We start from the raw sequence: 26,220 nt of genomic DNA, 5'->3' as shown, positions 1-26,220 counted from the left end.
TCCTTATTGTTCAGTGACGCTGCCCGAGAAGCCTTCGAACTTCACCTCGAAAGTGCCTTCCGCGGTCTTGACTTCCTGCGCCTCGACAGTCCACATATTGCGGCCGACCACCGTCTTGCCATTGGCCAGCTCGCATGTAACTGTGACGTCGGTCATGCTGTTGAACGTCTTGACCGTCAGGTTGCCGGCATCGCGAAACAAGCATGAGATAAACGGCGCTCGCGGCTTCTCGCCAAAGCCGTGGACGCGGTCCTGCCCGAGGAGCGACTCGCGCGAGACATCGGCCGTGGAATACGTGAGATCGGCCGCGAGCATGTAGTTCTGACCGTCAACCGAGATATAGGCAATCCCGGCAAGACGATTCGGATTGGCAGCCATTGAGTGGCTCCTTCAGAAACGAAATGGCCACCCGAAGGCGGCCCTTGGTTTGTCGGCGTGACGCTCAGCTCAGGCGAAACTGCGCGAGAAGCGCGAACTCGCGCAGCTGGTCGATCAGCGTTCCCGGCCACAGGCAGTCGACGCGGTTCGGGTTCTGCGCGTTTTGCTCAACGATCACCTGCGTGGCAAAGGCGTCGCTGTTCTGCACGTAACCGTTGAATTCCAGCTCCTGGTACTTCGCGATGATGTCCGCCTTGATGATGTTCGGCGTGACGATCGCGCTGCCAGCTGCGAAGCGCGTCCCGTTTGCGGCCAGCTTCATGCGCGCGTACTTGCTCGTGACCATGGTGCGCATTGCGCGCAGCACGTACATGAGCAGGAACAATGTTTCAAGCTCCAGATAGCTGTCGTCCGGATCTCCGAACGCATTCTTCTGGTAGGTCGTGATGATGTTCTCCGCATAGCACGTCCCATCGTCACCCACCGTGAAGGTGCTGATGCCGTCGTACAGCAGCGTGTTACGGTCAGTCAGCTGGAACCGCGAGACAACAGGCGGCGCCATCATGCCGATGATCGGCAGCGTCTGCACCGGGCGACCCGGGTCGTCGCGCAGCGCAGGCGCGATCGAGCCGACAAGCTGCGCGGCAACAAGCCACGCGGGCGTTGGCGAATCGTAGTAGCCCAGCACCGTTTCGTGCTGGTTGTTTCGCGCCGTACCGAACGTCGTGCAGGTTGCAAGCGTGCCGCGGTAAGCCGCGAACACGTGGCCGTAGATCTGCTGGCTCCACGCCCAGCGTCCGGCCTGGTCGTTCATGAACGCCTTGAGCGCGTCCAGGCTCGCCGTGTCGGTGTACGGGCACACGATGAAATCGAATGCCTGGTCACCGCAGTTCGCCAGTGCCGTCTGCAACGCCGTCGTCGGATTGATCGCGCCCCCGGACATCGGTGCGAGCGTGACAGCCAGGCCCGTCGGCGTCACTTCGCCGCCCGTCGCGCCGAGGTAGTTCATGCGCAGGTCGATCTCGTTGCCGACGAGCCCCTTGTTTACTGCGGTCAGCGTGACCACGTTGTTCGCCGCCGTCGCTTCCACCAGCGCGAGCGCGTCCGCTGAAACAAGTGCGGCCAGCGCCGCGGCGATCTGCGCCGTCGTCTGGGTCGGCAGTACGGGTTGCTGGTAACGGGTGCCGCCGATATACAGCGAAAGCGCGCCAGAGAGCGTCGGTGCGCTGTTGATCGTCACGCTTCCGGTCGCCGCGATCGCGCCAGGGTCATCGTCGAGCGGCAGGTACCAAAGCTCGCCGAAGTCGTCCGCCGCGCGGTATGCAGAAGTCATTGCGGCGAGCATCGAATCTGGACCCCACTGCGTCTGCGCATCGCCGACTCCCGCGCTAATGCGCGGCACATTTGGCGTGCCGGTGCCAGCGGCCGTCATCTGGCCAATGATCAACGTGCGCTGGTTCAACTGCCCGCTGTTGGCCTGCGAATTGTCGACTTCCGCGTAGAACAACGGCACGCGGGTATTCGCGGGGAGTTTGGTAAACGGAACCATGAAGAGGTTTCTCCGGATGAGAATCAGGCCGCGTCAGCAGCCTTCGTGACGCGCGCCGGCGAGGCCAGCGTGTTCGCCGGCTCAACGGGCACGACGTCGCCATCGCGCAAGCGACGCAGCCAGTACTGCGAATCGGGCACGACGCGCCCTTCGTCGGGCAGAAAATCGCGCAGATCAGGATCGCGGACCTTCAGGCCCGCAGCGGGTTTTACATGCATGTCATGCTCCTTGAAGCGGTATATCGAGCACGCCCTCACTGCGCCCATCAGGGCCTTGAGTGCGCGGCGCGGGCGTCACAGCCTGCGGGAACGGCGCATCGGGATAAGTGCCCGACGGGTCCGCGACGTTGGTGGGATCCACGGTAATGCCGCCCCCCGTAAGCGGCACCGGTGCGGCGGCATCGTTGGGCCACACCGCCGCTCCGCTAGCTGGGTCGTAGAGGTCCTTCGGGCCAGACGTACCTTGCGGATCGAACGATTCGAAGAACTCGCAGCGCAGCACCGCCGCCAGGCCCGCGAGATGCCGCGCACCTTCGGCACTGATCTGAAGTGCGCTTTCGATGCCCGATATCTGTTGAAGCATGCCGAGCAGCGAATAGTTGGTGAGCAACGCGTTTTCGACGTCGTACCAGAGGGCCTCAATCGCATCCTGCGCCGCCTCCGCCGTACCTGCCTCGAGAATCACCTTGACTTCGAGATTGCAGGTCGTGGTGTCCTCAGACGGCCCGCGCAGGATCGCGGCCTTCGTCTCGTGACCGGTTCGCACGAAGATCGCCGGCAGATCCTCCGGCGATGCATCCCAGTCGCCTGGTGATACGATTTCGACCGCAGTGCCGCTCACCTGCAGACTGGCCTTCTGCAATGCACCTATTGCGGCGAGTCGCAACTGGCGGCGACCGCACATCGGTTGTGGCTGAATCAGTTTCATCTGAAGGAGAACTCAGCTGGCTACGTTGAGTTTGAGCAGGCACCATCCATGACCGTCGATCTGCGGCGCCTTCTTGATCACGTAGGTGGTGTCGACGAGCGGCGCGCCGGGCGCGGAGGGAATGAAGAGCTTGTCTTTCTGGCGCGGAGGCACCGGAAGCGAGGCGACACGGAAGCCGTAACAGGGCTTGGTCGTGGTCACCTGCTCCCCGTTGACGACGTCGACATCCGTGAATGCCTCGTCGAACACCCCATTCAACGGGAATGAACGCCCATCAGCGGTCTGGTAGACCGCCGGTTGCCCGAACACACCCTCGACCGGCCCCAGCAAAACGCCGTCCCAGTCGATCATTTCATCTCGCCGGAGAACAACACTTCGGGGCGTGTGCAGATGAAAAGCGGATAGGCATACGTCTCCATCTTCCAGTACGAGCGACGCTGGATGTCGAAGATGGGCAGCACATAGACAGGCTTGCCCGGCGTGTTGATCCAGTCCACCGTTTCACCCGGAGCCATCGCTTCACGAAACACTCCCGGCGCGCCGACCGGGAAGAATTTGACCTCGTTGTCCGGCACCTTGATCGTCGTGTTGTCGTCCGAGCCGCGGTAGTTGAACCAGCGAATGCCGGCAAAATCGAAGGCATCGAACGCAGCGCCTTGTGAGTTATCACGCAGCGCCTTCGCATCCGACCAGTTCACGAACGTGCGGATCACATCCGGATGATTCGTGAACGCGTCATAGAACGCATCGCCACACATCGCATGCACCGTGGTGGTCGCTGTGAATGCGCCCTGCGCCTTGCGCGCCATCGACCGGATGATGCCGTTACAGATCGGCCGAAGCGGGACATTAGGCTTGCCTGCGTCGTTCACACCGAGATCAAACTCGATAGCTTGCGGCGTTGCAATCCCGAACTCGTCGAACATGTTGTAGCGGATGCTGCCGTTCTTCGGATCAAGTACCAGCCCCTGCAGCGCTGCGAGGCGCAGGTATTCCTTCGTATATTCCACAGAGGCCAGCAGGCCGGTCGGTCCCGAAAGACGGCGCGCAACTTCCTGCTCGATCTGCATCAGCACGCTTTCGGTGCCGAACTCGCGGATACCCTGCAGTTCGTATGCGTGGATCGTGTCGTCGTGCATAAGGCGCGGCACGCTGAAGTAGCGCATGTCGCGCTTTTCCATCGTGCGCTGGGTTCCCTCGGCACCACGCTCGCTGAAGCCGATGAGCTTCAGTTGACCGCGGCGTTCTTCGATCGCCAGATCAATTGTCCGGATCGGATTGGGATCGAAAATACCCAGTTCACCGAGACCGACTGGTTGAAACGGATTGCGCTGAACCGCATCGGTTAGGGCAACAGCCCGAAACGGATCCTGGTGAAAGATGTCAAGAATTTCGGCCATCGCTGGCTCCTTCTGAAAATGAAAAACCGCCCGGAGGCGGTTTCGTCTGAGCAGTTGCGGACGCTGGATCAGCGTGCCAGGATGCCGACCTTCTGCAGTTGCGCGGTCGCCGCGACAATCTGAGCCTGCGTCGCTGCCGGCGGCCAGATCAGCTCAGAGGCGTTGACTTCCGCGTTGCGCGTAATCGCGAGTGCCGGACAGTCGCCTGTCGTGGCGTTCTTTGTCGCGAAGATGACACCGGCGGCCACCTGCGATCCATCTGCCGCCGCGGGATTCCACGGCGCCCATGCGCCCGCCGTGCCGGGCATCGCAACGGCAATCGTGAAGGTATCGCCCGCAACAAACGGCGTGGCGCCAGCTGCGATCGAGAAGACCATGCCGTCGGCGTCGAAGTTGGAGGCAACCTGCTGGTCGCGGTCGAGCAGCCCGCCCGGACCACTCACGTCGTATGTGTTTGCGCCCGTGAAGGTAGCGGTGTAGATACCTGCCGGCGTCTCACCTGCCACAGGCTGCGTGCCGACCGTCAATGCCCCGTTGCCGGTGTTTGTTGCGCCCGGCGTAACGGTAGCGCTCGGAGCGGCCGTCGCGCTGATCTGCCCGAGCACGGTGCCAGCGAGTGTCAGCATGCCGCCCGTCAGCGTGACCTGGTCGCGCGACTGGTGGCCGTTCGCCTCGGAGACCAGAAACCCGCCATCGTGCCATTGCTCGGTCAGCGGCATCATAGTTGGATTGCCCATAATTCAATTGTCCTTCTGATTGGTTCCGAAGAAGCGGTTAGCGCGAACGGCGATTGACCGATGCGAACGCGCGATCCCACGATGAGTCGACAGCCTGCTTCGAGCTCGGCTGCGAGCTGGCGCCCGGGCCCACGCGCGGGTTGCGCGCGGCACGGTCAGGCGCAATCGACTGGGCTGGCGCGGGCGTGCTCTCGAGCACGGTGAGCGCTTCCTTGCGGGTCATGCGCGTATTAAAGGCGAGATTCGCGGCCAGTTGCAGATTGCGGCCCGCAGCCTTCGAGGCGAAGATCGCAGCACAACGGGCCTGCTCTCGACGGCGCGCTGCCGCCGCGGTCGAGCTACCGCGCATCTCGGACTCGTCGTCGTCTTCCGCGTCTTCGTCGTCGCCTTCGTCACCGGCATGCGAGCCCTTGGCCTTTTTGCCCTTCTTGCCCTTGCCGGAGTCGTCGTTGTCCGGATCGTCGTCGGCATCCGGGTCATCGTCTTCGGCATCCGGGTCGTCGGTGCAGTCGTCTGCCCTTCGGCCCTTCTTGCCTTTCGACCCATTGTCGTTGCTGTCGTTGCGATCTGAATCGTCCTGCTCGTCGTCTTCAGCCCGCTCGTCTTCAGGCTTGTCGTCGTCAGCGCGCGCACGCGCACCGATCTTGGCAAAATGGGCAAAGCCGAGAGCGCCCGCCACTCTTTTCACTGCAGATGCCATTGGATACCTCTCTGTTTTTAGCTACTGACCCAGCTCGTCGAGCAGGGAGCGGAATGCTTCGTCTGGTGCCATTACGGCGTCCGCAAAACCGATTTCGACGCCATCGGCACCAAGAAATGTCGTGGCCTGGGTGCCGCGCACCGTGGCTACAGACAGCTTGCGGTTTCGGGCGACGGTCTTCACGAACAGTTCGCCCATCGCGTTGACATCGGCCTGATAGCGCGCCAGCGCTTCGTCCGACAGAGGACTGAACTCGTTGCCATCGGCCTTGCGCGCGCCGTAGTGGATCATCGTCACCGTGATACCTTCTTTTGCGAGCGCCTTCGAGAAGTCGACGTGAGCACAGATGACGCCAACCGACCCGGTGCCGCCCGTACGCGGGACGGTGATTCTGTCTGCCGCGCTGGCGATCGCGTAGGCTGCCGAGTACGCGCTTTCGGAGAGCACGGCCCAGATGGGCTTCCTGCCGCGCGCACTGTAAATCGCGTCGACCAGATCAAAGCAGCCGGCAACCTCGCCGCCCCCGCTGTCGATGTCGAGCAGGATCGCGCCCACAGCCGGATCCTCGAGCGCCATGCTGAGGTTGGCCCGGATGCCGTCATACCCGGTCATGCCGCAGGTCGGCCGCATGTAGCCGGACTTCTGCACCAGCGTGCCGCTGATCGGGATGATCGCAACGCCCTGGACCACGTCGTAATAGCGGTAGTCGGGCTCGTCGTCATCCTCGACACCGAATTCGCTCGCGGCGACAGCCTCGCCGTTCGCGCGGAACAGCTTCGTGATGCCAAAGCGATCAGCGAGCGCGGCCATCACCAGCTCGGCCTTCGCTGGCGTAATCGCAAGCGGCGTATTGAACAGCCGCTGCGCGAGAAACGGGAGATTCTTCATTGCGGTTTCGGAGGTTCTTCCGGTTTCGAGGCCTCGGCCGCGGCAACCTCGCCTGCCCAGTCCGGCGGCTTGATTCCGAGCTCGGCCATCAGGTCGAGCTCGACCTTGCGCTGATGCAGCACCTCTTCAAAGTCGAGTCCCTGCTCAGCACATTCGCGCTTGAGTGTCGACAGGCAACCATCGAGGCCCATTACGGCGCCGGCCTTTTCCTTGACCGGATCGACCCAGCCGCGCGCGACACCCATCCATGAGCAACGTGCGTATGCCGACCGTGCTTCGATGAACGACGGCGCCCCGGCCGGCAACGGCAGTTCGCCGCGGTCCATCGCTTCCCACAGCCACGTCGCGTAGAACGGTGAAGCAAAGTTCAGACAGAACTCATCGCGACGGCGCTGCAGCGTCTTCCACGACTCGAGCAACGCCGCCCGCGCGCTGCTGTAATTGGTCTTGCTCCAGTCCTGCGTAACCTGCTCGGCACTCAGGCCGATCGATGCTGCGATCAAGCGCTGCATCTCATGCGTAAACCCTTCAAAGTTGCCGTGCGGATGCGCGCTCGACACGCTTTGGATGCTCTCCCCGGTGGCCAACGTCGGAATTCGCGCACCGTTGAGCATCGCGGGACGCTCGTCCGCCCATTCCGCCCTCAGTGACTGGTACGTCAGCAGCTCCTCGAGCGCTGGATCATCGGGAGCGATCGCGTCCTGCACGAGCTTCGGATCGTAGGGGCTCGTGATATACGTACCAAGCGTTGCCGCAATGGTCGCAGCCTGCAACTCGACACCGTAGTAACGCGCGAGCATCTTCGCGTGCGCGAGCACCGGCGTGAACACGCCGATGCCCCTATGTTGGCCCGCGCGGTCACGATCGTAGTCGTGCAGAACGCGCAGCCAGCCGTCCTCGTCCTCGCGCTCGACGCGCTCCCACGTATTGGCCTCGATGGCCAGATACATGTCGTTCTGCTCGGCCTCCCGGATGTGATATGCAATCGGCACGCCGTGATTGTCAATCTCGACACCCCCGCGCAGATAACGCGTATCCATCTGCTGATTTGGATTGCTCAGACGGTCCGGATCAACCAGCATTAGCGCCGTCGCATAATCGGCGCCTCCAAATCCCACCCGGTCATCCATCCAGTAGACCAGTCCAAGGGACTCACCGTCGATCAACTTGTGTCGCATCGCAAGACGGAACTGCTGACCGACCGTTAGCTGTCGGGCAGCGTCGTTGTAGCGACCTGCGTTTTCGGCGTAACCACGCCACAGCGCCTCGACCGTCCGCCGGTATTCGTCGGCCCACTTCGCATCAAATGCCCCGATGCCAAAGCGCAGCGCGAGCGCCCGATAGTCCGGACTTGCTGACAGCTTGAGATTCGTGCCGATTGTGTTATCGAGGATTCGGGTAACGCCACCGTTAATCCACCCGTCGTTGCGGGACAGGTCGCGCGCACGCGCAACGACCCGGTCCCGGTAAGGATTGATCTCGGTATCGGGCGAACGGATCCCGGGCAACCAGTTGCCCATCTCCTGCGATGTCCAGCTCGAGGCGTCGTACGGAAAAGCATAAGACACGCTCCCCAGCGGCATGCCTGGCATCCCGACGTCGGCGCGCGCCTTCCCTCGGCCTGCTAGCGGCTGGCCGTCCGTGCCTACGATTACACCCATGGGAACCTCAGAAGTAAGGGCGCAGCGGCCTGCGGCGGTTGATGCGCTGCCCGCTCAGCTGGTCGATCTGAGTCTGTACGGCGAGAATTGCCTGGGTCAGATCCGCGATATTGGCGCGCGTGTACGTAATCGACCGGCTACCGTCCGCCTGCGCATAGGATGCCGATTCAATCTTCCCGCCAGACGTCAGCTGGAGATACGCCTGCTGCATCTGCACGAGCTGAGCCTGCAACGCGGTAACCGACACGCCATCGAGAATGCTGGTCGACCTGTACGCCATGTCACGCCACCCCGCGCAGCAGGTCCGCTGCCTTCATCTTCAGGACGCGAGCCGTCATATCGTGGCGAACGCTCTCGGCGACGAGCGCACGTAGTGCGTCCATCGATACCTTGACCGTCACGTCGCCCTTGATGATTCGCACTTCGCCGCGGAACTCATCGTCGTGTTCGAACACCACGTGTCCGTGTTTCGTCTGTGTAAGCATGTTCAACACTCGAGATTGATCAGGCCAGCCGGCTTATCAGCGCCTTCAGGCTCCTCTTTTTCGGCGGCGGCGGTGCCGCCGGCGGCAGCGCCTGTGGTGTGACTGCGGCCGGCTGCGTCACCTGCTGCGATGGCGCTGTGGCCGCGTCCGGAACTACAACTGCCGGACGCGGCTCAGCAGGTGGCAACGCATACGCAGCACCCACCCTGTCCGCCGTCTGGTTTAGCTTGAATCCGAAGTGGATCAGGCCACACAGCGCGGCGTAGTTATAGACAGTGAGGTCGAGCGCCTCATTGGCCAGTCCGCGCTGGAGTTCCCAGACGCGGAATTTCTGCCCGTTCACGAACTTCGTGATGGAGCGCTCGGAAACCAGTTGCGCGAAGAAGTTGATGTCGCGATCGGCCGGATAATGCATATATCCAGGCCCATGCTCTTCGATATGCAACCGGTTGCGGATGACATCCTTCGCTGCGTTCACGCCGATGACGACGGGCCGAAACGAGGCGCGCGTGCGGTGCACCGGCTTCTTCGTCGGCCACACCGGAGATCGCGCGCCACCACGCTCGGAGGCGCCCTTGACGGCCCAGATCCGGCGACCCAAACGCGCCTTGCAGAACTCATAAACCTTCTGCGTGCTACGGCCGCCCGAATCGATACACGCCGCCATGATCTCGAACGGACGCCCATCCGCACGCGTCCATCTCCGTTTCAGGTAAGCGTCGACGCGATCCCACAGCTCATCGCTGTCCGGATCGCCTTCGAACACCTCGTGAGCAATCGACCACCTCTCCTCGTTGCGCCCCCAGCCGGCAACCTCGATCTCAACCCGATCGATCTGCGTGTCACCGGAAGCCGTCAGCACGGCCACGCCATCCGGCACCTCCGCCGCCCACACCTCGGTGCGCGCCGCCAACGTAGTCTCGTTCAGCGCGCGTTCGCCCCGATCCTCATAGGGCTCGCCGAGCACGAGATTGATGAAAGTCTGCCGCGCGAGCGGATCATCCTTTACCCGCAACCATTCCGCCACCAGATTCGGCCACGACGCATTCGGGAACAGTGAGTACGCAGCCCAGATATGGAACCCGGCATGCCCGTTGAAGGGCTTCGTCGCCCGCCACTCACCGGCCGCTACCATGTCCGGCTTGTCGGCTTCGTGGATCACGCAACCATTGTGCCGACAGACGTAGTACGCGGATTCAGGAACGCCGCTACCGCTCTCGTCCTTGTCCCATTTCATGCCGTGCGGCGTGTCGACGCCACCCCATTCGAGCACCTGAAACTCACCGCAGTGCGGACACGGCACGTAATAGCGACGCTGATCACTTTCCGCCCAGCTTTTCTCGATCCGGCTGTAGCCCCTGACCGTCGGCGTCGAGCCCAGCACGATCCTGCGGTTCCAGAACGTCTCACTGCGCTTCGAACCCAGCGCGATCTGGTCGCCTTCGTTGCCCGCGCCGTCGGCCGGGTAGCCGTCCACCTCATCGAACAGGATGATCCGGGCCGTGATGCGGCGAAAGCCACCAGGGGAGTTCGCGCCAACCAGCGTCACACTCGCGCCATTCTGAAACGTCTTCTTGAGGATCGTCTGGTTGCTGTCCTTCGACTTCGGACTGCCTGCGATCGCGGCAAGCACCGGCGTATCACGGAACATCGGAACCAGTTCAGTCTTGCTGTAGTCCTCGGCGTCTTCAACGCGGGGCTGCACAACCATGATCGGTGATGGATCCTGGTGCACGAAGAAGCCAACGATGTGGTCGAGGATCTTCGTATAGCCCACGCGGGCTGACTTCATCACCGTGACCTTCGTCACCGTGGAGTCGGTAATCGCATCCATCATCCCGTTCTGGTACGGGAACGCCCGGAACCGACCGGTCTGTGCACTCGTTTCACGCGACAGGACCGCGTAACGGTCCGCCCACTGGCTCAGCGACAGCTTGGGCGGCGGCAGGAGGTTCTCACGTCGCGCCACCGCGAGCCCGCGCCGCAGGGTGTCATACCCGATGGCATACCGCCGAAGATCAAGCTTCATCTCGCGTCAACTCCTCCAGCACTTCCGTGATGATTTCGTGCAGAGCGTCCTGCACCTCGACAACGGTCTTCGCACGATGCAGGCGCGGCGCCTGCTCGGCCGGGATGGCCAGTAGCCGGGTGCGCACCCTCGCGTACTCAGACCCGACCGCCTTCGCCACCTCATCGGCGGCCACAACCGCTTTGGACCGCTCGTCGTACTCGAGCTGGTTCAGCAGCGCCAGATAGTTTTCCTTGACGCGGCGGGCCTCGTCCAGGTTCATGGTCGCGCCGTTCGTCTCGAGCACGCGCAGCGCTGCGTCTTCCAGCGACTCGCCAGCCTTCGCCGCCAGCTCGACGAGCTTGTTACCTGTCGTGTTACCTCGCTCCTGGGTAACAGGAATCTCCACGCCATCGCGCCGATACTTTTTCAGGACCTCGTTCGACGCGTCGACATCGACCTCATTGCCCGCAAACACAAGCCAGCCGCGCTCTTTCCACTTGGTGACCGTCTTGCGGGAGACACCGTGAAGCTCCGCGAACTTCGCCTGATTCATCGTGGCCATGTGTTACCCAAATTTCAACTCCTCAAACCTAGGGAAAGATCGCGGGGCGCAATTGCCCCCGATGCGGGAGGGCTCAGGGAGGACCCTGACAATTTCCCTTCAGCACTGATCACCCTCCGCACCCTCCGCCATCTCGGCCTTCATCCCCGCGTCCGCGCGATCGCCTTCGCCAGCTCGGCGCCGAACACGCGACTGAAGTTCGCTGCGACCACCGACTGCGCGCGATCGCCGAACTTGAGCCGCTTCTTCGTCGCGACTGGAGCATGAATAGCAACGAGCAGCTTGAGCTTGCCGGTTGTGTTTTCCATCGCAACCTTCTTGCGTCGCCGATTCGTCGCTGGCGCAGTCGGTGTTGGGCGTTGCCACAGTCCAAACACGTCGCCGCGCGCCGTCTTCACCGTACCCAGAAAACAGTCTTTGCGGTTGAGGTATCGCCGGATCAGATTGCGTGGCAGATTGCCGTACTGATTCGCAGCCGCACCAACTGGTACGAGGTCTCCGGGCTTCTTGCCGACGAACTGTGTGCCACCGAATTCGTATGGCACGAGATATTCGGCAGCCTTGTCCTTGATGTACACGCGCGCGATGGGCAATTCCTTCCGTGCTGCCTGCACGCCTACCGAATTCACTGTGAATGGCGTGGCCTTTTCGAACACGGCCGGAATTGCTGCCTTCTCCGCCGTCGCTGCAAGCTTCGCCAGCTCGGTGGCGGCGCGGGCTTCGGCGAACGGCAGTTGCTTGTACGCGAGCGCCGATAGCTGACGCGATATCACGTCGACGTTCGATTTGAAGGAGATATCAAGCATCTCGAAGAGGAACTCGCAACAGGTTGAGGGAATCCGTAACGGCGGTCGCGGTTCTTTGCGTTTGCCTAACCGGCGGCGCAATCTAGTGAGCCACATCACATGCGGCAATGCACTCGACCCTGGTCTCTGGGACGCCTTGGTGCATCAATGATCGATTGCGGCTGTCACCCTCACGCATGAAGTCGGCGCACGACTTCATGCGTGAAGGCGCTGGGTTTCCACCAGCTCCGCGCCATGCTGGCGCTCGGCGTGCATCCGGCTCACGCAAGGCACTGCCAGGCGCTGCAAGCCACGGTTCGCTGTCTCGCCTCATCGTGCGACAGCTGCACGGGAATTGGCCGCCCACACCCGCCCGCAAGCGTGAACGCCCGGTGAGGCCCCGGGAAATGCAAAAAGCCCGCGAGGCTTTCACCTGGCGGGCTTGCGTTTCGTATGGGCGTGCGAACGCCCCCACGAACACGACAATAACAAAAGAACTGCGGGTTTACAACTGTTTTCTATCTTTGCCGCGGATGAGCCCCTTGACAACGAGCGCGGGCATCATCGCACGCTTCGCATCCGCATAGTCCGCGTCCTGGGTTTCCGGGCTTCGCGGGTTCCGGAAAACGACCCCGCCCGCAATGAAATTCCGGACAGCCGTCGTGACTGCGATGCGATGGTGGAGCGCCAACCCCAAAACAATCGGCTCGACAGCTTTACCCGTCGACGCGCGTAGTTGCCCGTCGACCGCGCTTGACAGGTCGTCGTACTCCATCCATTGCCTGCTGATCTTGAAGCCGCGACATGTGGCGTCCGCACGACCATATCCGAGCGCCGGCGCGTAGCCCTCGCTCCACTCGTACCAGTCAATCAGGACTGCGTCGATCTCGTCGATTTCCATTGCGTCCGTTGTCATCCGTTTTTGCCTCTTTCCGTATTGGTCGCAACGTCTGCCGTGATGGCGGCCCAACGCGCAAATCGCCTGCGCTGTGTCGACGAACTGGTAGATACGCTCGTGCGGGCACCCGGCGCACGCACGCATTTCGCGGGCGGCAAGTACGAGCGACGGATCGCGATACTCGCCGCGCCTCAGTTCGCTCATGCCTGCGTCCTCAAGTCCAACTCCATGGCGCGGCTCGCGATGAACGGGCGCGTCTTCGCGGCGTTGCTTTCATTTCGCCCGTCGATGTCGGCCGTCAGCCAGCACTGGTCTTCGGACACGCGCTTAATGCTTGTTACACGTTTCGAATTTAGCGACGGAAGATGCATCCGGAACGCCTCGGGCACGACAGCGAGCACGCGAATCGCACTGCCATAGAACTGATTTGGTCCCCACATGATTCGTTGCAGCACCAGCACTCTCGCTTCAAACACATACACCGGCGGCGGCCCGCCGCACATGCGTCCGGGGTGACGCGAATGATCGCCGGGTAAAGTCAGCTTCACATCGAGGATCAATTGCTCCATCAAGCCGTCATCTCCATTTCGCCGCTCGCAAGAAACGGAGCCAGGGTCTTGGGATTGTTTCTCACCTGCGCGGTCGTGCGCAGAATGCCCGCCTTGATGCCGTGGGGCCACTCCCCGCGCATGCGCTTCATCCCCGCCACGTCATACATACCGCGCTCGCCTTCCGGCACAAAGAACTCGACTTCAACGCGATCCTCATCGACCGCGCCGTTTTCGACAATCCGCCGCACCGCCAGCACCGTCTTGTCCACTGTTGTCGGGCCAATAATTGAGACTGGACGATTCCGGTAACGGCCGGACATCTCGACAGTTAGCGCCGCAACGTCAACCGTTAGCGTCATTGGGGTTCGCATCATCATCCGTACAACCTCTCCAGTGTTGCGTTCAACAAGTCGATTTGCGTCATCTTCAGGATGCGCAGGTAGGTCTGATCCCCGTGCACGCCGTTCCTCCCTTGATGGCAGTCGTCGTGGCAGAGAGGCACAGTGCAAAAGTCGCCCGCGCGTTGCGCGCCGCCGTGGCCGACGCGAACGTGATGCACATCAGTCTTGCTTTCCTGCTTGCGATCGAGGAGGAAACAGCAGATGCATTGCATCGCCGCGACCCGGCCCATGTGCGCGCTCTCGCGCTTGTTCGATCGATGGCTCATGCTGGCCATCTATCCTTCAGCACGAGGTCCGAGCGCTCGATCAGCACCCGGGCGAACAGTTCGTCGATGGACATCTGCTTCATGGACCATCTCGCTCGACGGTCTTGCCACAACGCGTGCAAACGTCTCGGACGTATCGGCGCTCAGTGAGCGCCTCGATCTCTCTTAAGCCGACGGGCGGTTCGAAAAGGCCAATCCGCAGCTTGGGCGGAACTTCGTCATAGCGCGGCTCGAACTGGCATCCACCGATCAGCTTGCCGGCGCGCGAGCATTGTTCAGCCTGAACTGGTGGGCGTAGTATTGGCTTGTGCAATTCGCTCTCCCTTGATCAGCGGCGCGAACTGAACCCGCTGTAACTGCTGCGGGATGAATAGCTCGAATACGATGAGCGCGACGAATAGCTGCCGCTGTACGACGAAGCGCGTGGCGCACTGTACGAAGGAACGCTGTAAGTGGTGCGAGGCGCCGGCGCGGGCGCCGGTGACGTTGGTCGCACAACAGTTTTGTTCACGACCGTCGTGTTGTTGATCACCGTCGTGGTGCGCGGCGCGACATAGGCTGGACGGCTGTCGTAGTGGTGCACGACCGTCGGGCCGCTGCCGAACATGTGGCCGAGCATCAAGCCCTGCCAGAAGCCGTCGTTGCTCTGCTGAACAATGACGGGAGCCGGCTGACCAACCTGCGGCGCGAGCTGCGCGGCGGGCGCGTAGCCCGACGGTCGGTTGTCACAGGATACGAGCACGCCGATCAGCAGCACAATGGTCAGGATGCCGCCCAACCACAGGCACGCGTCAATGATGTTTATTTTCTTCATGGGTCTGATTGTTCGTGGTGGTTTGAGGGTCACCAGCTGCGGCTGGTGAGATCTTCGGTGCGCCAGCCGTGACGGCCGTCGCGCTGAATAGCGATGAAACGGAATGGGAACTGTTCGGCCGCTACCTTCGTTTTGGCCCTTGCATCGTCGGTCCATCGACCCTTTACTTCGTGGAATTCGAGCGGAGCGCCACGCGGAATTACGGCAAAGTCGATGGTGATGAACGTGCGCGCCGCCAACCGCAACTTGATTCCCTCGAAGCGGTACCAGAGGATCTCGCCAGCGGCGAGCCTTGCGTCGAGGAGCTGCGCATATGCGGCCTCGGTTTTGTTCATGGCGCCGCATGGCATGCGGCCGAGCTGCTGCATGCGCTCAATTGGCGACAGCGCGACCGAAGGTGCGAAGGCCGCCAGCTCCTTCGCGCGGATGGCATCTATTCGGGCAACCGTACCGGGCGGCGCCCCAAACGCTTCATCAAGCGTCATCAGGCCTGCCGCGAGGGTGCGCATCGGCTTGTCGAGCGGGACAGGCGTTGAGTCCGCCAGCTCGCGCGCCGCGTCAGCGATCTGCTCGCGGACCCGCGCCGTGCCCACGCGGCCGCCCGTGATCGCACTGGCGGGCAGACGAATGGTTCCCTTACTCATTCGGCTACTCGAATGCCGAAATGCTTGGGTCTCATCTGGCGCGACGAAACAAACACAGCGAGGAGCGCCCACCATCCGGAGTGCCCCTGCCAGAACACCGCGTAACCGAAGATTCCCCACACGATCGCTTCGAAGAAGATGCTGTAGATCGCGAAAGCAATAACTTTCATGCCGGCACCTCTTCACCAAACTTCGAGGCGACGTAGCAGCGCATGGCTGCAACAAGCATCGTCGGTCCGAACTGGGGATGCAGGCCCTCGTCGTAAAAGAAAACGCGCACCGGCTTGATCGATGCGAGGAACGTATCCAGATCGGAACAAGGAGCGAGCTCGATGCGCTCGCGTTCGATGATCGGACCGCCGATGCTCCAGTCCGTCGACGGCGACCACGGTTCGAATTCGATCCATTCGTGAGATGTCTCACGCCCTTGCATACATCGATCACCGATGATGCTCGGATGCCAGCCTTGGCAACGCCCGACCCAGAAATCGAGCAGCGCACCATGCAGTTCGCTCACTTTCATGCTTCACCTCGATTGGCAGCGTGTCAGCATGGCGAGATCACCGGCCGTGCGCAGCGATGCGTCGTAGCCGCGGATCGTCGACGTCAGGTCCGGGCGCACACGCGTGTCGACATGTCGCCGCTCGTTCACGATCGTGCCAGCCAGCGAGACCGATCGCCCACCCGCCCCCTTTGTGCGTGCGTGCCAGTCCAACGCCGTAATCGCGCGGTCGCTCGCGAGCACGTGGCGAATCGTCGATTCACTCAGCTCGCAAAGCTTCGCCAGACCCGGCGCCGTGTACACGCGGCCCGCGCGCATCTTCGCCATCACGTCGTCGAGCGTTACCGCAATACCCTTCTTCCTTGCCATTGCCTACCCCCTGAAAATCACGATGTCACGCACTGGTCCGGCGAAAGCAGATCCAGTTCCGAAAAATGCGCATAGACCTGCCGGTAAAACGCATCGCCAATGCCACGTGCGCGGCGCAGCGCCGCCTCGATCCATGGCCCACGGCCGCTCGCTGCAGCCACGCGGATCAGGTACTCAGGCGTCGACTCGTTTGGTCGCCGCTCCACGCGCACACGCTTGCCCTGCTCGCCAATGCTCGAATCGCTCAAATGCCACTCGCCGTTGCCGTCGTTCGCATCTTTTCCGGCTTCCTGACCTGCCGCAGCCACCTCCTCCGGCGAGCAATCCCGCCAGCGACGACCTTCGAGATATCGAATCGGCGTCGGATCGCCACCGGTTTTCCAGTGCTGCGTGCGCTTCATCGCCTCGACGTGCATGACGATCAGCTCGGCGTCCGTCTCGAGGCCCTTCGCGATCCAGTGCGATAGGCAGACGTCGCGCGCCTGCTTCCGGCCGCTTGCCGCTGGCCATGCGGACCAGAAGCGCTCAAAGCCGCTCGATTGAGGTATGGGGTTCTCGTTGAGTGTGTGCGAGGTTTTGTCGGCGTTGTCGACCTCGCTTGCGCGCGTCTCACCCAACTCACTAAACTCAAAACCTAAATCACTAAAATCGGGGTCCAGATTTGGTACCCCTTGAGGAAAATCTGGTACCCCTTGAAGGGCGTTTTTGGTACCCCTTTGATCCAAATCTGGAGGGGCTCCGTTTTTGGAGGGGCTCCGCTTTTGGTGCCCCTTAGGGGTACCAGATTTGGAGGGGCTCCGTTTTTGGTCCTGCTTGGACTTGTACTCGTCGAGCGATGGCGGACTGAGAGAGATCGGTTCACCAGTTCGGCGATCGAGTGCCTGGACCATCGACGCTCCCTCGGGCGCCAACATCTGGTAGACGACGATGTTCCCGGTGCCGCCGGCGCGCTTCTTCGTCTCGATCAGAAACCCCAACTCGACGAGGCGATCGCGCGCCGCCCGGATCGTCTTGATGTTCAGCTCGAGCACTTCGATCAGCGTCGGATTGCTGACCCATGACGAGTAGTCTTCGCTGGCCCAGTGCGCGTACTCCTTCAGCACAGCCTTCGCTGTGCCGTCGCCGACGATTTGCGCGCGCGCCCAGGTGACTGCGTTGCTACTCATGCATCACCCTGAGGCAGAACCTTCACGCGAGATCCAGTCGGCTTCCCAAGCGAACCGGGTTCTGCCTCGCGCGCGTACAGCTTTCTGATCAGCATCAGCAGCTCTTCCACCGTGCGAATAGCGCGCATGCCATCAGCCTCAAGCACGCCCATCCCTGCCGAATCGATCTCGTTGTCCACCGAGAAGCGGGAGAAATCCCGTGACAGGTCGCCGAGCTCGGCATAGAGCTCGTTGAACTTCGACACCAGTGCGTCATGGTCGCCGGGCTGCGCATCCGGCAGCTTCACGAGCACGGCGTTGCGCTGCGCGGCCCATGCTTCGAGAATCCGCTCGTCGTTCGATAGATCCGTCATCGCGACGGCCTGGGCAAGCGAAAGCACATTCCGATTCTCAGGGTCGCGGTTGCGGTTCACCTTGTTTCTCAGTACCGCCGGCGTGATGCCCATCCGCGGGCCGAGCGCCTCAGTACCACCCGGGTAATCGTGCGCGACTGCGTATGCCGCATCTGCTGTGTTCACCGCTGCTCCAAACGAATGTTGTTTGGCACGACCTCTGCCATTAAATTGGCCGCTTGCGTGTTTAGTAGTCCACATGGAGTAAGCAGCGTGCGTCTTGACAAATATTTAACAGTTAGGGTGAGGGCCTCCGCTCTCGCCCGTAGAATTGGTGGCTCCTACACAAACCATTCCTACAAGACGGACCCTCATGAGCAACACGGAAGAGCGCGTCGCAACTCTCGAAGCAAAGCTTGCTCAACTGGCGAAGCTGGCCATCGAGGACAAGGCGGCCTACCTCTCAAGGATCGACTTCCTCGAAGGACAGCTCATCGGCACGCAAGCTGCCTTGCGGGCGCTCATCCTTGCGTCGCCCGATCCGGCCGCCTCGGCTGCATGCGTCGCCAGAAATGTCGAAAGGCTCTCCGCAATCGGGCTGCACAGCCAGAACTCCGACGAATATCTCCGTGGCATTGGTTGGGCAAAAGGCTGCATCCTTCCGCCACCGAAGAAGAACTAGCTGCGCGTGATATGGGTTCCGCCTGGAGTCCCCGACTACGAAGCGCCTCGGCCTCACGTGCGCGTTGGTCGAGCAGTTCCCGCCACTCCGAATCGGTGCTATCGCCCCAACGCACCGCGTGGCACACCAGTGTCGGCGTGTCGCTCATCGAATCGCGGGATTCCGTCGAGTCCAGCTCTTCGAGCGCACGAAGCGCCGCTCGCATGGGCCCTTTCACTTCTCGCCCTTGGTGCATGCGCTTGCGGATCCTTCGGATGAATCGGGCACCGCTCGGCTCGTGTCGAGGTAGTGCCTTGCGCTTCTTCTGCTTGCGGCGGTTGAGCCGCAGCTTAGGTCGCGCGGGTACGGTCCAAAAACAGTCTTCCGACTTGTCACGGGCTGCGTCGAATGCGCGATATACCGCGTGCTCACGTAGCAGCTTGTTTTCGCTAGGTGCGTTGCCCATTTCAGGCACTCTCCTTTGTATTGGGGTGAGGGTTTCGGCTCTCGCCAGCAAAATCAGCAGCTCTCACACAAACCTCTTTCACTTCCATCTCTGGAGGAACCCTCATGACTTTCGATCACGAAACGCAACCGGAGCAGCCCACAAACCCCGCTATGTTGACGGTGCTGTATTTGATCCGTGCACTTCACGACAACGGCATTCTTCCCGCGCAGGCTACGGCCGACGTCTTGGACCAGCGCGCATTACGCGGAGCCATGAGAGGAGACGACGGACCCTACCAACAAGCGGTACGCGATACCACAGCGTGGATGCAGGTGTGGGCTGATAGGGCGCAAACGGAGCATCCATTTGTGCCCAAAGAACGTCCAGTTGAACCTCCCGCTGAAGAGTGAGCAGCCCGCTGTCTTCCACCTTCGGTCGCAGCCGCTGTCTTCGCAGCAACTTGAGCTCGCGCTTGAATGCAAATCTGAGGTGGCGCATGTCACACCACCTCCTTTCTGGGTTGAGGTGCCCGTGCGAGCCCCCTGTTGCCGCCTACGCGACGAAACACGCCGCGGAAGAAGCGGAGCACACCGTCGAACGCACTACGGCGAGGCGGGAAATAAACATCGGCGAGCACCCTAGCCGTTTCCAACGGAAATTTCCTGCGCAGCGCCGCTTCATCGAAAGGAAAACGAGCATGGAAATCCGAATACTTATAGCTGTGGCCGCCGCGGCCGGCGCCGTAGGTGGCGCTGCGATCAGCGCGATAACGAACCTTGCAATCGGTCGTCAAGTTGCGCGACAGCGACGTCGCGAGCAGCTGATCGAGCGAGCCTACGAAGCGGGAATGGCCGAATTTCGAGTTCAGATTGATTCCTACGAGGCGAGCTTCAAACGTGGAGAGAAGAACCTTCCGCTCCCGCGTACGACGGCCTACTTCATCTACGCGCATTTGGTCCTGCTCAACGAACTGACCGATGTGAGAAAAGCGCCTGAGCTTGATGCGGAGACCGTTGCGCGTGCGCTTAATCACGCAGCGGTCGTGACGGGTTGCTGGGGGGATGGCGAAGAGAGCCCCGAGGGTCGCATCAAATCGACGAAATGAGGACATCACGTCATCTCCTTTGTTGGTTGGGGTGCCCGGCCGTTCGCAAAGAAGCCATCCGGCGGCCCGTTCAGCGGGTCGTAGCAGGCAAGCATGCGGCCGTCGAGGGAGAAATACAGGTTGATGGTGCGCTCGGGATTCCCCTCGCTGCCATCGCCTCGCGCCGCTGACAACGCGATCACAGGTATCACCTCCGCCCTATCAGGTGGCAAATGACAAGGAACGCCCATGAAAAACTCCGAACAAATTCGAAAAATCACTGACGAAATCGAGCAAGTGATGCGCCCTCGCCAATCAAGCTAGCCGTATCAGAACCATCGTCGGGAAGTTGCCGCGATGACATCACGCCACCTCTCTTGTGGGTTGAGGTGCCTGGCCCCGCGCAAAGAAGCCATCCGGCAAACAAGGAACACGCATATGAACGACTCATCCAATCAAAACAGTCAAACTTCAGCAAAGAATTCGGAAGCCGGTCGCTGCCCGCAATGCCGCGCACCAATCACCGAGCTCACCATTCGGGGGACAATCGGAAATGTCACGTCAAAGCGGAACTGGAGATGCATTACCCTCTGTTGCCCCTCATGCAATACCGTACTCGGCGCCCAGATCGATCCCGTCGTCATGTCAAATTCCACCGTTAGCCAAATCACTCAACGGCAGAGATAACCTCCCAGCACCCACACTCTTCCGGGGAGACATCAGTTCTCGCGCACAGCGGCGAATGCTCCAGCTTGCGACTCGCCGCTTGCGCCCGATCCGTTACTTCCCAACGAACATCAAGCGCTGGCTGGATCAGCCAAAGGACAAGACGTGCGTACAAGTACTTCACGCCACCTCCTTTCTGGGTTGAGGTGCCTGTTCTGTGTCTGCCGGGGCTGGTACATGCGGATCGCCTTTCGATTTGATCGGCCGTTTCGCGTCATACATTTCGGCGCATTCACGCGGCGTGACAAGGCCACCACTGAGGTGATCGATTTGCAACGCTTGGTCAAGCATCACGCGTACCTTGCCCTGGATCCATTGGCTTACCAGCCCCTGCGTAACGGGCGGTTCAAGCAGGGCACCGAGCTGAGTTTGCGTGAGTCCGCGCTTACGCATGAAGTCTTCGAGTCGCATGCGCCGTATATTAGTCCGACTGTTATTTGCGCGCAAGAGAATAGTTGGGCTATTTGCAAAACATAAGCGTCGCTAATAAATTCCGTAGATGCCAGCAAAACCTTTGACACCGGACCAGATCGCCGACGCAGCGCGGCTGCGGGCTACCTGGACAGCCTTCAAGCTCCGTAACCCCGAGTCGACCCAAGAGTGGCTCGCGGACCAATGTGGATGGAAAACCCAGGCTGCGGTGAATCAGTACCTTAACGGGAAGATCCCGCTGAACCTCCCCGCGCTACTTTCATTTTCGCGGGTATTGGGGGCGGAACCATCGTCAATCAGTCCAGTGCTAGGGGCGCAACTTGCGATGTCCCACAGCTCGCAGTCGCGAGGACGCCAGGCCAAAGTGCCCCCCCGTCCGGACGTCGAAGAGCCCGCTCAGCGTGATATGGCGTCTGCGCTTCGTCGATTGCGCGACGCGACGCAAGGGCTGAGTGCAGAGCAGATTGAACAGATCGCCGGGACAATTGAGACGTTGCGGGAGCGCAGTCGATCCAAAGGTGCGGCGACGCGCACGATTTCACCGTCCGGCGAGGTGCGAGACACCGTTCCGCGCCGGCCTCGCGATCGCCATCGACAAGCTGGCTAGTACCTGCACGGCATAACTTGGCTCCCGACATGGCAAAACGTGAATTGGAAACCCTCGCGGATCGCGTCCGCTTTGCTCGAAAGAGAGCCCACCTGACGCAGGCACAACTTGCGGAGCGGGTGCAGATTTCTCAGCCGATGATCGGGAAAATTGAGAGCGGTTCGGAGACGTCAAGAGCCGTCGAGATCGCGGCTGCCCTCGGCATTCGGCCTCAGTGGCTTGCGACCGGGGAAGGGCCGATGGTGGAAAATGGACTTCCCTCGGACGGCCCCACGGAACTGGATGCAGCACTCGATCAGCTACGCTTTGCTGCGAGAGGATTAACAATAGAGCAAGTCAAGCAGATCGCCGCAGCGATCGAGGCCCTGCGTGCTGCACCGACCGTCTAAGTGATCTACCGCCTTTATCTCGAGCTGGCTTCGCCCTAAAAGAGAAGCTCGATCGAATGCAACCCCGGGGCCGCGCCCCCGTTGCCTACAGAGATACGCTCTTTGATTTCCTCCATCAGGAATTCGAGAAAGCACTCGGCCAAGGCACTCATAGGCCGGCCCGAGCGAGAAACGACGCCGACCACCATCTCATCCAGTTGTTCGCGTATCGGAACAGCTCGCAAACCGCCCTGCTTCGCGAACAGTTCAACCAGCGGCCACGGCAGCAATCCCACCATATCGCTGTGCGGAAGCAGGGCGAAAACAAAAGTGAGGGAGTGCATGAAATGAATGCGCCTGGGAAGCGGGAGCTTGTTGTTCTCGAACAAGCCGTACTTCACTTGCCCTTCTGAGTACGGATGCCGGGGCATAAGCCATTCACAGTCCAGCAACTCCGCTAGCGATCGACTCTCGGCGCGTGGATGCCCCTCCCGCACAACAATTGCGTAGCTTGTCGACAGCAAGGGTCGGAAATCCAGATCCTGGCTAACCTCTGGCACCTCGCCTCTGCCAATAAATAGCTCAATGGTGCCGTTTCGAATGAGTGGGTTGGCGCTCGCGACGAAACCCTCATACAAATCAAGCGTGACTTCCGGCAGCTCGGCAAGAAAGCGTTTTGCGGCGGCGGCTAGAAAGGTCATCGTGATCCACGGCGCGATCGCGACTGACAACCTTCCGGGGTGTTCCCCGCGCACCGCTTGAAGCGCATGATGTGCCCTATCAAACTCGGCGAGGATAAACCGCGCGTGAACGAGTAGAGCCGTACCGCACTCGGTCAAGGCGATTCCCTTGACGTAAGAAGTCACGAGTTCTTCTTTGAAATGCTCCTCCAGATTGCGCACGCTGTCGCTGACCGATGACGCGGCCATGCCGAGCATCCGTGCAGCACCCCGGAAACTTCCAGTGTCTGCGACGGCGACAAACACCCGCAGTTCGTCAAAAGTCATTGCGAGATCTCCCCGCCTGAGGAGTCGACCACATGAATATCTCTCATACCTACACCGAAATCGTCATGGTGTACGGCGTTTGGGGGAGCGTTCGGTTTTGCCGATCTTTTCATAAGACGGAAACAGCATTACTGTTCGGTTAGCCCAATTACCTACAAAAAGTTTATGTCGGAATATGCAAAAAGCATCAAAGAAGTGGTCGACGAACGGTCGATGCAGCTCACTACGGGGAACCAGACCGGCAGCCACGCCTCCGTGGCGCCGAACGCCGCTGCGAATGTTCTGCAGTTCAAACGGCGATCGATTCAGATTGCTGAAGACGAGTGCATACACCGTGCGCCGACTCTAGCTGAACTTGCACTACCCGACGGCGAGCTTCGGCTGCAGCACTTTCCAGACGGCTCCATCCACATTTCGATCGATGGTATCTACCTCGATGTGGAGGACGACGCCACCGCTGCAGCCATACAACTAGTGGAGTTCACGCGTCATTTGCACAACGAGGCAACTTGAAGCCGTTTGTTCGACTTGCAATATTAGTGTAGCTACTATTGACTATATAAATCAGTCCTACTATTATTCGTCCATCGCAGCACGCAACCCTTCAATGGACGCACGAATGACGCACCTCCAGCAGTCCCCACCCGCGCGGCTCGCTCATGGCAGCTGGAGCACCGCGAGTGAACTCGAATTCATCGAGCGCCTCGCTCGCAGCAATGACCCGCTCGTGAACCTTCGCGGCTACATTGCCGGTTTGGCAAAACGCACCCGCCTCGGTCAGCTCGACTTCAACGAAGTAACTCGCTTCGCAAACGCGAAGCTGGCTCAAGTGCGCGGCGTCGCACCGTAATCGCTTACGCAATCATAGGGAGAAGAGATGATGGACTCGACTCAGAGAGAAACGTGGGAAGTTACGCCCCACGCAGTGGGCGATGTGAATCCATGGACCGAGGCGGACTTGCAAAAAGCCCGTGATCGCAAAACCGTTGTACTGATCTGGCGTTACGATGTGACCACTCCCGGGCCGTATGTCGTCGTTGTCGATGGCGACCGTCGCTGTCTCGATGGCATCGCCACGTTCGAAGATTTTCCGTATGAGGAAGCCGTCCCCCCACGACTCGCTGCGCTTATCAGCGATTCCATCGGTTATCCGGGATGGGGATGGATTAACGACGTTCGAGCAGAACGCCTCGAAATCCTTAACTGTCCTGAATTTGCCGAAAATCACCGAGACGCGGCCGTCGTCGCCGTTAGCGTGTTTCCTCTCTCGGATGCTCTGACCCAGACTCGGCTAGCAGCAACGCAAGCTGCAAAACTGCTTCTCTCTCCCGCCACTCTTTACGCCAGGCCTCCGGATTGGGACGCTCCTGGACCCCGTTCTGTCGACCGTAAAGGGAAGTCGCGCGTAATGTGGCCGGAGGACTCGACTTTTGTCGATGCGCATCTAACTCCAACTCGATGGAATGGACGACTTTCGATTGATTGTTCGGCGTCAAATGGCCGAGAAGACGCGAAATAACCAGCTCCAGCGCGGCAACGCGTTTGTCGATCTCGTTCATGGGAGATTCCTCGTGCAACAGGGTTAATGAAAATGCCGTTCTTGGTGGTCCGGCTCTTTCATTGTGCCATCGGGGAATCGCCCGCCAACCCAGACTGTCAGGCGCGCCTTAACAATTCGCGAAAAGCAGTTTTCCAGTCGTCGTAAAGGGGTACGCACATGGAACTCCAGCAATCCCAACGCAAGCAACATGCAATTAGGACTACGAAGGCAGTTATACGAGTCGCGCGCAATGTTTTCGCGATTCTCGGTGTGCTGTTCGTGTACCTGCTCTATACGGGTTTCATGCAGTACGAAGACCGAATCGAAGCTGGTGACGTGTCCTGCACCCTCACGCGTTGCATTTGAGATTGCCATGCGTCCGACTCCAGCACGACTTCCGGATGAGCTGCTCGCTCCGGTGTGCCGCGCGATGGGGCTCGAAGAGCCCGAGCGTCTAAACGAGGCCACTCGTGCCGCCGTACAGGGAGCAACTCGCGCCGGGATGCAGCCGAACCGCAAAGCGCCCCGCCGCCAGCCGTGCGCACCGACGTCTTTCGCTTTCGGCGGTGTGTTCGAGGATCTGAAGCGTCGGGCCGCCAACGACTTTGATGAGGAGTAGTGCATGCGCTACTACCACGGTGGAGCTGGCCACCTTCAACAAGGCCAGTACCTTCTTCAGCCCAAGGTTGTCACGACGGACGCTCACGCCGCATTCGACGATGCCGCGACGGTGCCCGCTCCGACAGCTGCCGTGTACGAGGTCATTCCCGCATCCGGCCGCGCTCGCATCGTTCGTGTCGTGCAGGTGCTCACGCAGGAAGAGCGCGACGCCGCGTTGCAACGGCTTGGGAAGTGATCCATGAGCATAGTCCGCGGTAGACGCCGCGCGCCCGCACCGACTCTTTTCCAGCTCTTTGCTGCCGTCGACGACGGGAGCCTGGATTTCCGGGACGCATACCGAATTGCACGCGCGCAGTTGCGCGCCGCCACGCGCCAGCGCATGACGCATCAATCGAAGAGGCCAAGGCCATGAAAACGCCGACCGCTCCCGAATCCCCTCACCTATCCGGATCCAATATGGCTAAATCTTCTGCCGCGGGCCGCATCATCGCGATCCCGCTCAACAAGCTTCATGTCTCCGCGCGCAACGCACGCCCAAACGACACGTCCGACGTCACCGGGCTCGCGGCGCTGCTGCGATCGCAAGGTCAGCTGCAGAACATGGTCGTGCACCCCGATGGCGACGACTATGGCGTGGCCGACGGCGGCCGACGGCTGCGCGCGTTCGGGCTGCTGCTCTCGCAGGGCCACGTCAAGCCTG

The 26,220-nt window shown here is 60.9% G+C and carries 39 protein-coding genes; 7 read left to right on the top strand and 32 right to left on the bottom strand.

All coding sequences use genetic code 11. The features are described from left to right. Window positions 1-3: 3 nt before the first annotated feature. The 26 genes from AB3X98_RS22685 to AB3X98_RS22560 form a co-directional block, all read right to left on the bottom strand. Window positions 4-378, bottom strand: coding sequence for a phage tail tube protein (locus tag AB3X98_RS22685; protein ID WP_368603652.1), 375 nt, complete (start codon window positions 376-378; stop codon window positions 4-6). 64 nt (window positions 379-442) lie between these two features. Then, window positions 443-1,927, bottom strand: a complete 1,485-nt coding sequence (locus tag AB3X98_RS22680) for a phage tail sheath subtilisin-like domain-containing protein (protein ID WP_368603653.1) — start codon at window positions 1,925-1,927, stop codon at window positions 443-445. 23 nt (window positions 1,928-1,950) lie between these two features. Further along, window positions 1,951-2,145 (bottom strand): DUF2635 domain-containing protein, encoded by a 195-nt coding sequence (locus tag AB3X98_RS22675; RefSeq protein ID WP_368603654.1) that lies wholly within the window; start codon window positions 2,143-2,145, stop codon window positions 1,951-1,953. Window position 2,146: 1 nt separating this feature from the next. After that, window positions 2,147-2,854 (bottom strand): hypothetical protein, encoded by a 708-nt coding sequence (locus AB3X98_RS22670; RefSeq protein WP_368603655.1) that lies wholly within the window; start codon window positions 2,852-2,854, stop codon window positions 2,147-2,149. Between the two features lie 12 nt (window positions 2,855-2,866). Continuing rightward, window positions 2,867-3,205: a hypothetical protein gene (locus AB3X98_RS22665; RefSeq protein ID WP_368603656.1), complete on the bottom strand. Its 339-nt coding sequence runs from the start codon at window positions 3,203-3,205 to the stop codon at window positions 2,867-2,869. After that, window positions 3,202-4,254, bottom strand: coding sequence for a major capsid protein (locus AB3X98_RS22660; RefSeq protein ID WP_368603657.1), 1,053 nt, complete (start codon window positions 4,252-4,254; stop codon window positions 3,202-3,204). The genes AB3X98_RS22665 and AB3X98_RS22660 overlap by 4 nt, the downstream gene beginning before the upstream one ends. Window positions 4,255-4,322: 68 nt before the next feature. Next, complete coding sequence (locus AB3X98_RS22655) at window positions 4,323-4,991, bottom strand: head decoration protein (protein WP_368603658.1); 669 nt, start codon at window positions 4,989-4,991, stop codon at window positions 4,323-4,325. Between the two features lie 37 nt (window positions 4,992-5,028). Further along, the gene (locus AB3X98_RS22650; protein WP_368603659.1) at window positions 5,029-5,691 is read right to left on the bottom strand and encodes a hypothetical protein; all 663 of its coding nucleotides are present in this window, start codon (window positions 5,689-5,691) and stop codon (window positions 5,029-5,031) included. Window positions 5,692-5,712: 21 nt separating this feature from the next. Continuing rightward, window positions 5,713-6,501 carry a S49 family peptidase gene (locus AB3X98_RS22645; RefSeq protein ID WP_368603660.1) on the bottom strand — a complete coding sequence of 263 codons (789 nt, stop codon included), beginning with the start codon at window positions 6,499-6,501 and terminating at the stop codon, window positions 5,713-5,715. A 74-nt stretch (window positions 6,502-6,575) separates the two neighbouring features. Beyond that, window positions 6,576-8,240, bottom strand: coding sequence for a phage portal protein (locus AB3X98_RS22640; protein ID WP_368603661.1), 1,665 nt, complete (start codon window positions 8,238-8,240; stop codon window positions 6,576-6,578). Window positions 8,241-8,247: 7 nt separating this feature from the next. Then, window positions 8,248-8,520, bottom strand: a complete 273-nt coding sequence (gpW, locus tag AB3X98_RS22635; protein WP_368603662.1) for a gpW family head-tail joining protein — start codon at window positions 8,518-8,520, stop codon at window positions 8,248-8,250. A 1-nt stretch (window position 8,521) separates the two neighbouring features. Next, window positions 8,522-8,725, bottom strand: a complete 204-nt coding sequence (locus tag AB3X98_RS22630; protein ID WP_368603663.1) for a hypothetical protein — start codon at window positions 8,723-8,725, stop codon at window positions 8,522-8,524. 19 nt (window positions 8,726-8,744) lie between these two features. After that, the gene (locus AB3X98_RS22625) at window positions 8,745-10,754 is read right to left on the bottom strand and encodes a phage terminase large subunit family protein (RefSeq protein WP_368603664.1); all 2,010 of its coding nucleotides are present in this window, start codon (window positions 10,752-10,754) and stop codon (window positions 8,745-8,747) included. Further along, window positions 10,744-11,298, bottom strand: coding sequence for a hypothetical protein (locus AB3X98_RS22620; protein WP_368603665.1), 555 nt, complete (start codon window positions 11,296-11,298; stop codon window positions 10,744-10,746). The genes AB3X98_RS22625 and AB3X98_RS22620 overlap by 11 nt, the downstream gene beginning before the upstream one ends. A 140-nt stretch (window positions 11,299-11,438) precedes the next feature. Further along, window positions 11,439-12,104: a hypothetical protein gene (locus AB3X98_RS22615; protein ID WP_368603666.1), complete on the bottom strand. Its 666-nt coding sequence runs from the start codon at window positions 12,102-12,104 to the stop codon at window positions 11,439-11,441. A gap of 484 nt (window positions 12,105-12,588) precedes the next feature. Beyond that, a complete protein-coding gene (locus AB3X98_RS22610; protein WP_368603667.1) occupies window positions 12,589-12,984 on the bottom strand; it encodes a hypothetical protein in 396 nt (131 codons plus the stop codon). Between the two features lie 197 nt (window positions 12,985-13,181). After that, window positions 13,182-13,550 carry a hypothetical protein gene (locus tag AB3X98_RS22605; protein WP_368603668.1) on the bottom strand — a complete coding sequence of 123 codons (369 nt, stop codon included), beginning with the start codon at window positions 13,548-13,550 and terminating at the stop codon, window positions 13,182-13,184. Continuing rightward, window positions 13,550-13,909 carry a hypothetical protein gene (locus AB3X98_RS22600; protein ID WP_368603669.1) on the bottom strand — a complete coding sequence of 120 codons (360 nt, stop codon included), beginning with the start codon at window positions 13,907-13,909 and terminating at the stop codon, window positions 13,550-13,552. The genes AB3X98_RS22605 and AB3X98_RS22600 overlap by 1 nt, the downstream gene beginning before the upstream one ends. Continuing rightward, window positions 13,906-14,208 (bottom strand): hypothetical protein, encoded by a 303-nt coding sequence (locus AB3X98_RS22595; protein ID WP_368610321.1) that lies wholly within the window; start codon window positions 14,206-14,208, stop codon window positions 13,906-13,908. The genes AB3X98_RS22600 and AB3X98_RS22595 overlap by 4 nt, the downstream gene beginning before the upstream one ends. A gap of 319 nt (window positions 14,209-14,527) precedes the next feature. Further along, window positions 14,528-15,046, bottom strand: coding sequence for a hypothetical protein (locus tag AB3X98_RS22590; RefSeq protein WP_368610320.1), 519 nt, complete (start codon window positions 15,044-15,046; stop codon window positions 14,528-14,530). Continuing rightward, complete coding sequence (locus AB3X98_RS22585) at window positions 15,043-15,606, bottom strand: hypothetical protein (RefSeq protein WP_368603672.1); 564 nt, start codon at window positions 15,604-15,606, stop codon at window positions 15,043-15,045. Before AB3X98_RS22585 ends, AB3X98_RS22590 begins: the two co-directional genes overlap by 4 nt. Window positions 15,607-15,653: 47 nt before the next feature. Continuing rightward, on the bottom strand, window positions 15,654-15,827 hold the full coding sequence (locus tag AB3X98_RS22580; protein WP_368603673.1) for a hypothetical protein: 174 nt from the start codon (window positions 15,825-15,827) through the stop codon (window positions 15,654-15,656). Beyond that, window positions 15,824-16,180, bottom strand: a complete 357-nt coding sequence (locus AB3X98_RS22575; RefSeq protein ID WP_368603674.1) for a DUF2591 domain-containing protein — start codon at window positions 16,178-16,180, stop codon at window positions 15,824-15,826. The genes AB3X98_RS22580 and AB3X98_RS22575 overlap by 4 nt, the downstream gene beginning before the upstream one ends. Window positions 16,181-16,183: 3 nt before the next feature. After that, complete coding sequence (locus AB3X98_RS22570) at window positions 16,184-16,528, bottom strand: hypothetical protein (RefSeq protein WP_368603675.1); 345 nt, start codon at window positions 16,526-16,528, stop codon at window positions 16,184-16,186. Between the two features lie 17 nt (window positions 16,529-16,545). Further along, window positions 16,546-17,694 (bottom strand): hypothetical protein, encoded by a 1,149-nt coding sequence (locus tag AB3X98_RS22565; RefSeq protein WP_368603676.1) that lies wholly within the window; start codon window positions 17,692-17,694, stop codon window positions 16,546-16,548. Beyond that, on the bottom strand, window positions 17,691-18,212 hold the full coding sequence (locus AB3X98_RS22560; protein WP_368603677.1) for a phage regulatory CII family protein: 522 nt from the start codon (window positions 18,210-18,212) through the stop codon (window positions 17,691-17,693). Before AB3X98_RS22560 ends, AB3X98_RS22565 begins: the two co-directional genes overlap by 4 nt. A gap of 187 nt (window positions 18,213-18,399) precedes the next feature. Here AB3X98_RS22560 and AB3X98_RS22555 point away from each other — a divergent pair, with 187 nt between their 5' ends. Beyond that, the gene (locus AB3X98_RS22555; RefSeq protein ID WP_368603678.1) at window positions 18,400-18,708 is read left to right on the top strand and encodes a hypothetical protein; all 309 of its coding nucleotides are present in this window, start codon (window positions 18,400-18,402) and stop codon (window positions 18,706-18,708) included. A 549-nt stretch (window positions 18,709-19,257) separates the two neighbouring features. Further along, window positions 19,258-19,545: a hypothetical protein gene (locus tag AB3X98_RS22550; protein ID WP_368603679.1), complete on the top strand. Its 288-nt coding sequence runs from the start codon at window positions 19,258-19,260 to the stop codon at window positions 19,543-19,545. Between the two features lie 89 nt (window positions 19,546-19,634). On the opposite strand, the gene AB3X98_RS22545 is transcribed toward AB3X98_RS22550, so the two are convergent. From AB3X98_RS22545 to AB3X98_RS22535, 3 genes are all read right to left on the bottom strand, one after another. Then, the gene (locus AB3X98_RS22545; RefSeq protein ID WP_368603680.1) at window positions 19,635-20,246 is read right to left on the bottom strand and encodes a hypothetical protein; all 612 of its coding nucleotides are present in this window, start codon (window positions 20,244-20,246) and stop codon (window positions 19,635-19,637) included. After that, on the bottom strand, window positions 20,246-20,422 hold the full coding sequence (locus tag AB3X98_RS22540; protein ID WP_368603681.1) for a hypothetical protein: 177 nt from the start codon (window positions 20,420-20,422) through the stop codon (window positions 20,246-20,248). The genes AB3X98_RS22545 and AB3X98_RS22540 overlap by 1 nt, the downstream gene beginning before the upstream one ends. A 643-nt stretch (window positions 20,423-21,065) precedes the next feature. After that, window positions 21,066-21,356 carry a hypothetical protein gene (locus AB3X98_RS22535; RefSeq protein WP_368603682.1) on the bottom strand — a complete coding sequence of 97 codons (291 nt, stop codon included), beginning with the start codon at window positions 21,354-21,356 and terminating at the stop codon, window positions 21,066-21,068. Between the two features lie 657 nt (window positions 21,357-22,013). On the opposite strand from AB3X98_RS22535, the gene AB3X98_RS22530 reads away from it, so the two are divergent. Further along, on the top strand, window positions 22,014-22,373 hold the full coding sequence (locus tag AB3X98_RS22530) for a helix-turn-helix domain-containing protein (RefSeq protein ID WP_368603683.1): 360 nt from the start codon (window positions 22,014-22,016) through the stop codon (window positions 22,371-22,373). Between the two features lie 35 nt (window positions 22,374-22,408). Here the strand turns inward: AB3X98_RS22530 and AB3X98_RS22525 are convergent, their stop codons facing one another. Next, window positions 22,409-23,359, bottom strand: coding sequence for a LysR family transcriptional regulator (locus AB3X98_RS22525; RefSeq protein ID WP_368603684.1), 951 nt, complete (start codon window positions 23,357-23,359; stop codon window positions 22,409-22,411). Window positions 23,360-23,524: 165 nt separating this feature from the next. On the opposite strand from AB3X98_RS22525, the gene AB3X98_RS22520 reads away from it, so the two are divergent. After that, window positions 23,525-23,872, top strand: coding sequence for a hypothetical protein (locus tag AB3X98_RS22520; RefSeq protein WP_368603685.1), 348 nt, complete (start codon window positions 23,525-23,527; stop codon window positions 23,870-23,872). A gap of 106 nt (window positions 23,873-23,978) precedes the next feature. After that, the gene (locus AB3X98_RS22515; protein WP_368603686.1) at window positions 23,979-24,209 is read left to right on the top strand and encodes a hypothetical protein; all 231 of its coding nucleotides are present in this window, start codon (window positions 23,979-23,981) and stop codon (window positions 24,207-24,209) included. 400 nt (window positions 24,210-24,609) lie between these two features. On the opposite strand, the gene AB3X98_RS22510 is transcribed toward AB3X98_RS22515, so the two are convergent. Both AB3X98_RS22510 and AB3X98_RS22505 read right to left on the bottom strand, forming a co-directional pair. Next, window positions 24,610-24,918 (bottom strand): hypothetical protein, encoded by a 309-nt coding sequence (locus AB3X98_RS22510; RefSeq protein WP_368603687.1) that lies wholly within the window; start codon window positions 24,916-24,918, stop codon window positions 24,610-24,612. Between the two features lie 23 nt (window positions 24,919-24,941). Beyond that, on the bottom strand, window positions 24,942-25,274 hold the full coding sequence (locus AB3X98_RS22505) for a hypothetical protein (protein ID WP_368603688.1): 333 nt from the start codon (window positions 25,272-25,274) through the stop codon (window positions 24,942-24,944). A 247-nt stretch (window positions 25,275-25,521) separates the two neighbouring features. Here AB3X98_RS22505 and AB3X98_RS22500 point away from each other — a divergent pair, with 247 nt between their 5' ends. Both AB3X98_RS22500 and AB3X98_RS22495 read left to right on the top strand, forming a co-directional pair. Next, window positions 25,522-25,755: a hypothetical protein gene (locus AB3X98_RS22500; protein ID WP_368603689.1), complete on the top strand. Its 234-nt coding sequence runs from the start codon at window positions 25,522-25,524 to the stop codon at window positions 25,753-25,755. Window positions 25,756-25,976: 221 nt separating this feature from the next. Continuing rightward, the coding region (locus tag AB3X98_RS22495) for a ParB N-terminal domain-containing protein (RefSeq protein WP_368603267.1) at window positions 25,977-26,220 on the top strand (244 nt) is incomplete at its 3' end.

The sequence above is a fragment of the Paraburkholderia sp. BR14312 genome (genome assembly GCF_040948675.1).
GTDB lineage: Bacteria > Pseudomonadota > Gammaproteobacteria > Burkholderiales > Burkholderiaceae > Paraburkholderia > Paraburkholderia nodosa_A.
The sequence above is the reverse complement of the archived record's forward strand: the minus strand, read 5'-3'. Positions and strand labels throughout refer to the sequence as shown.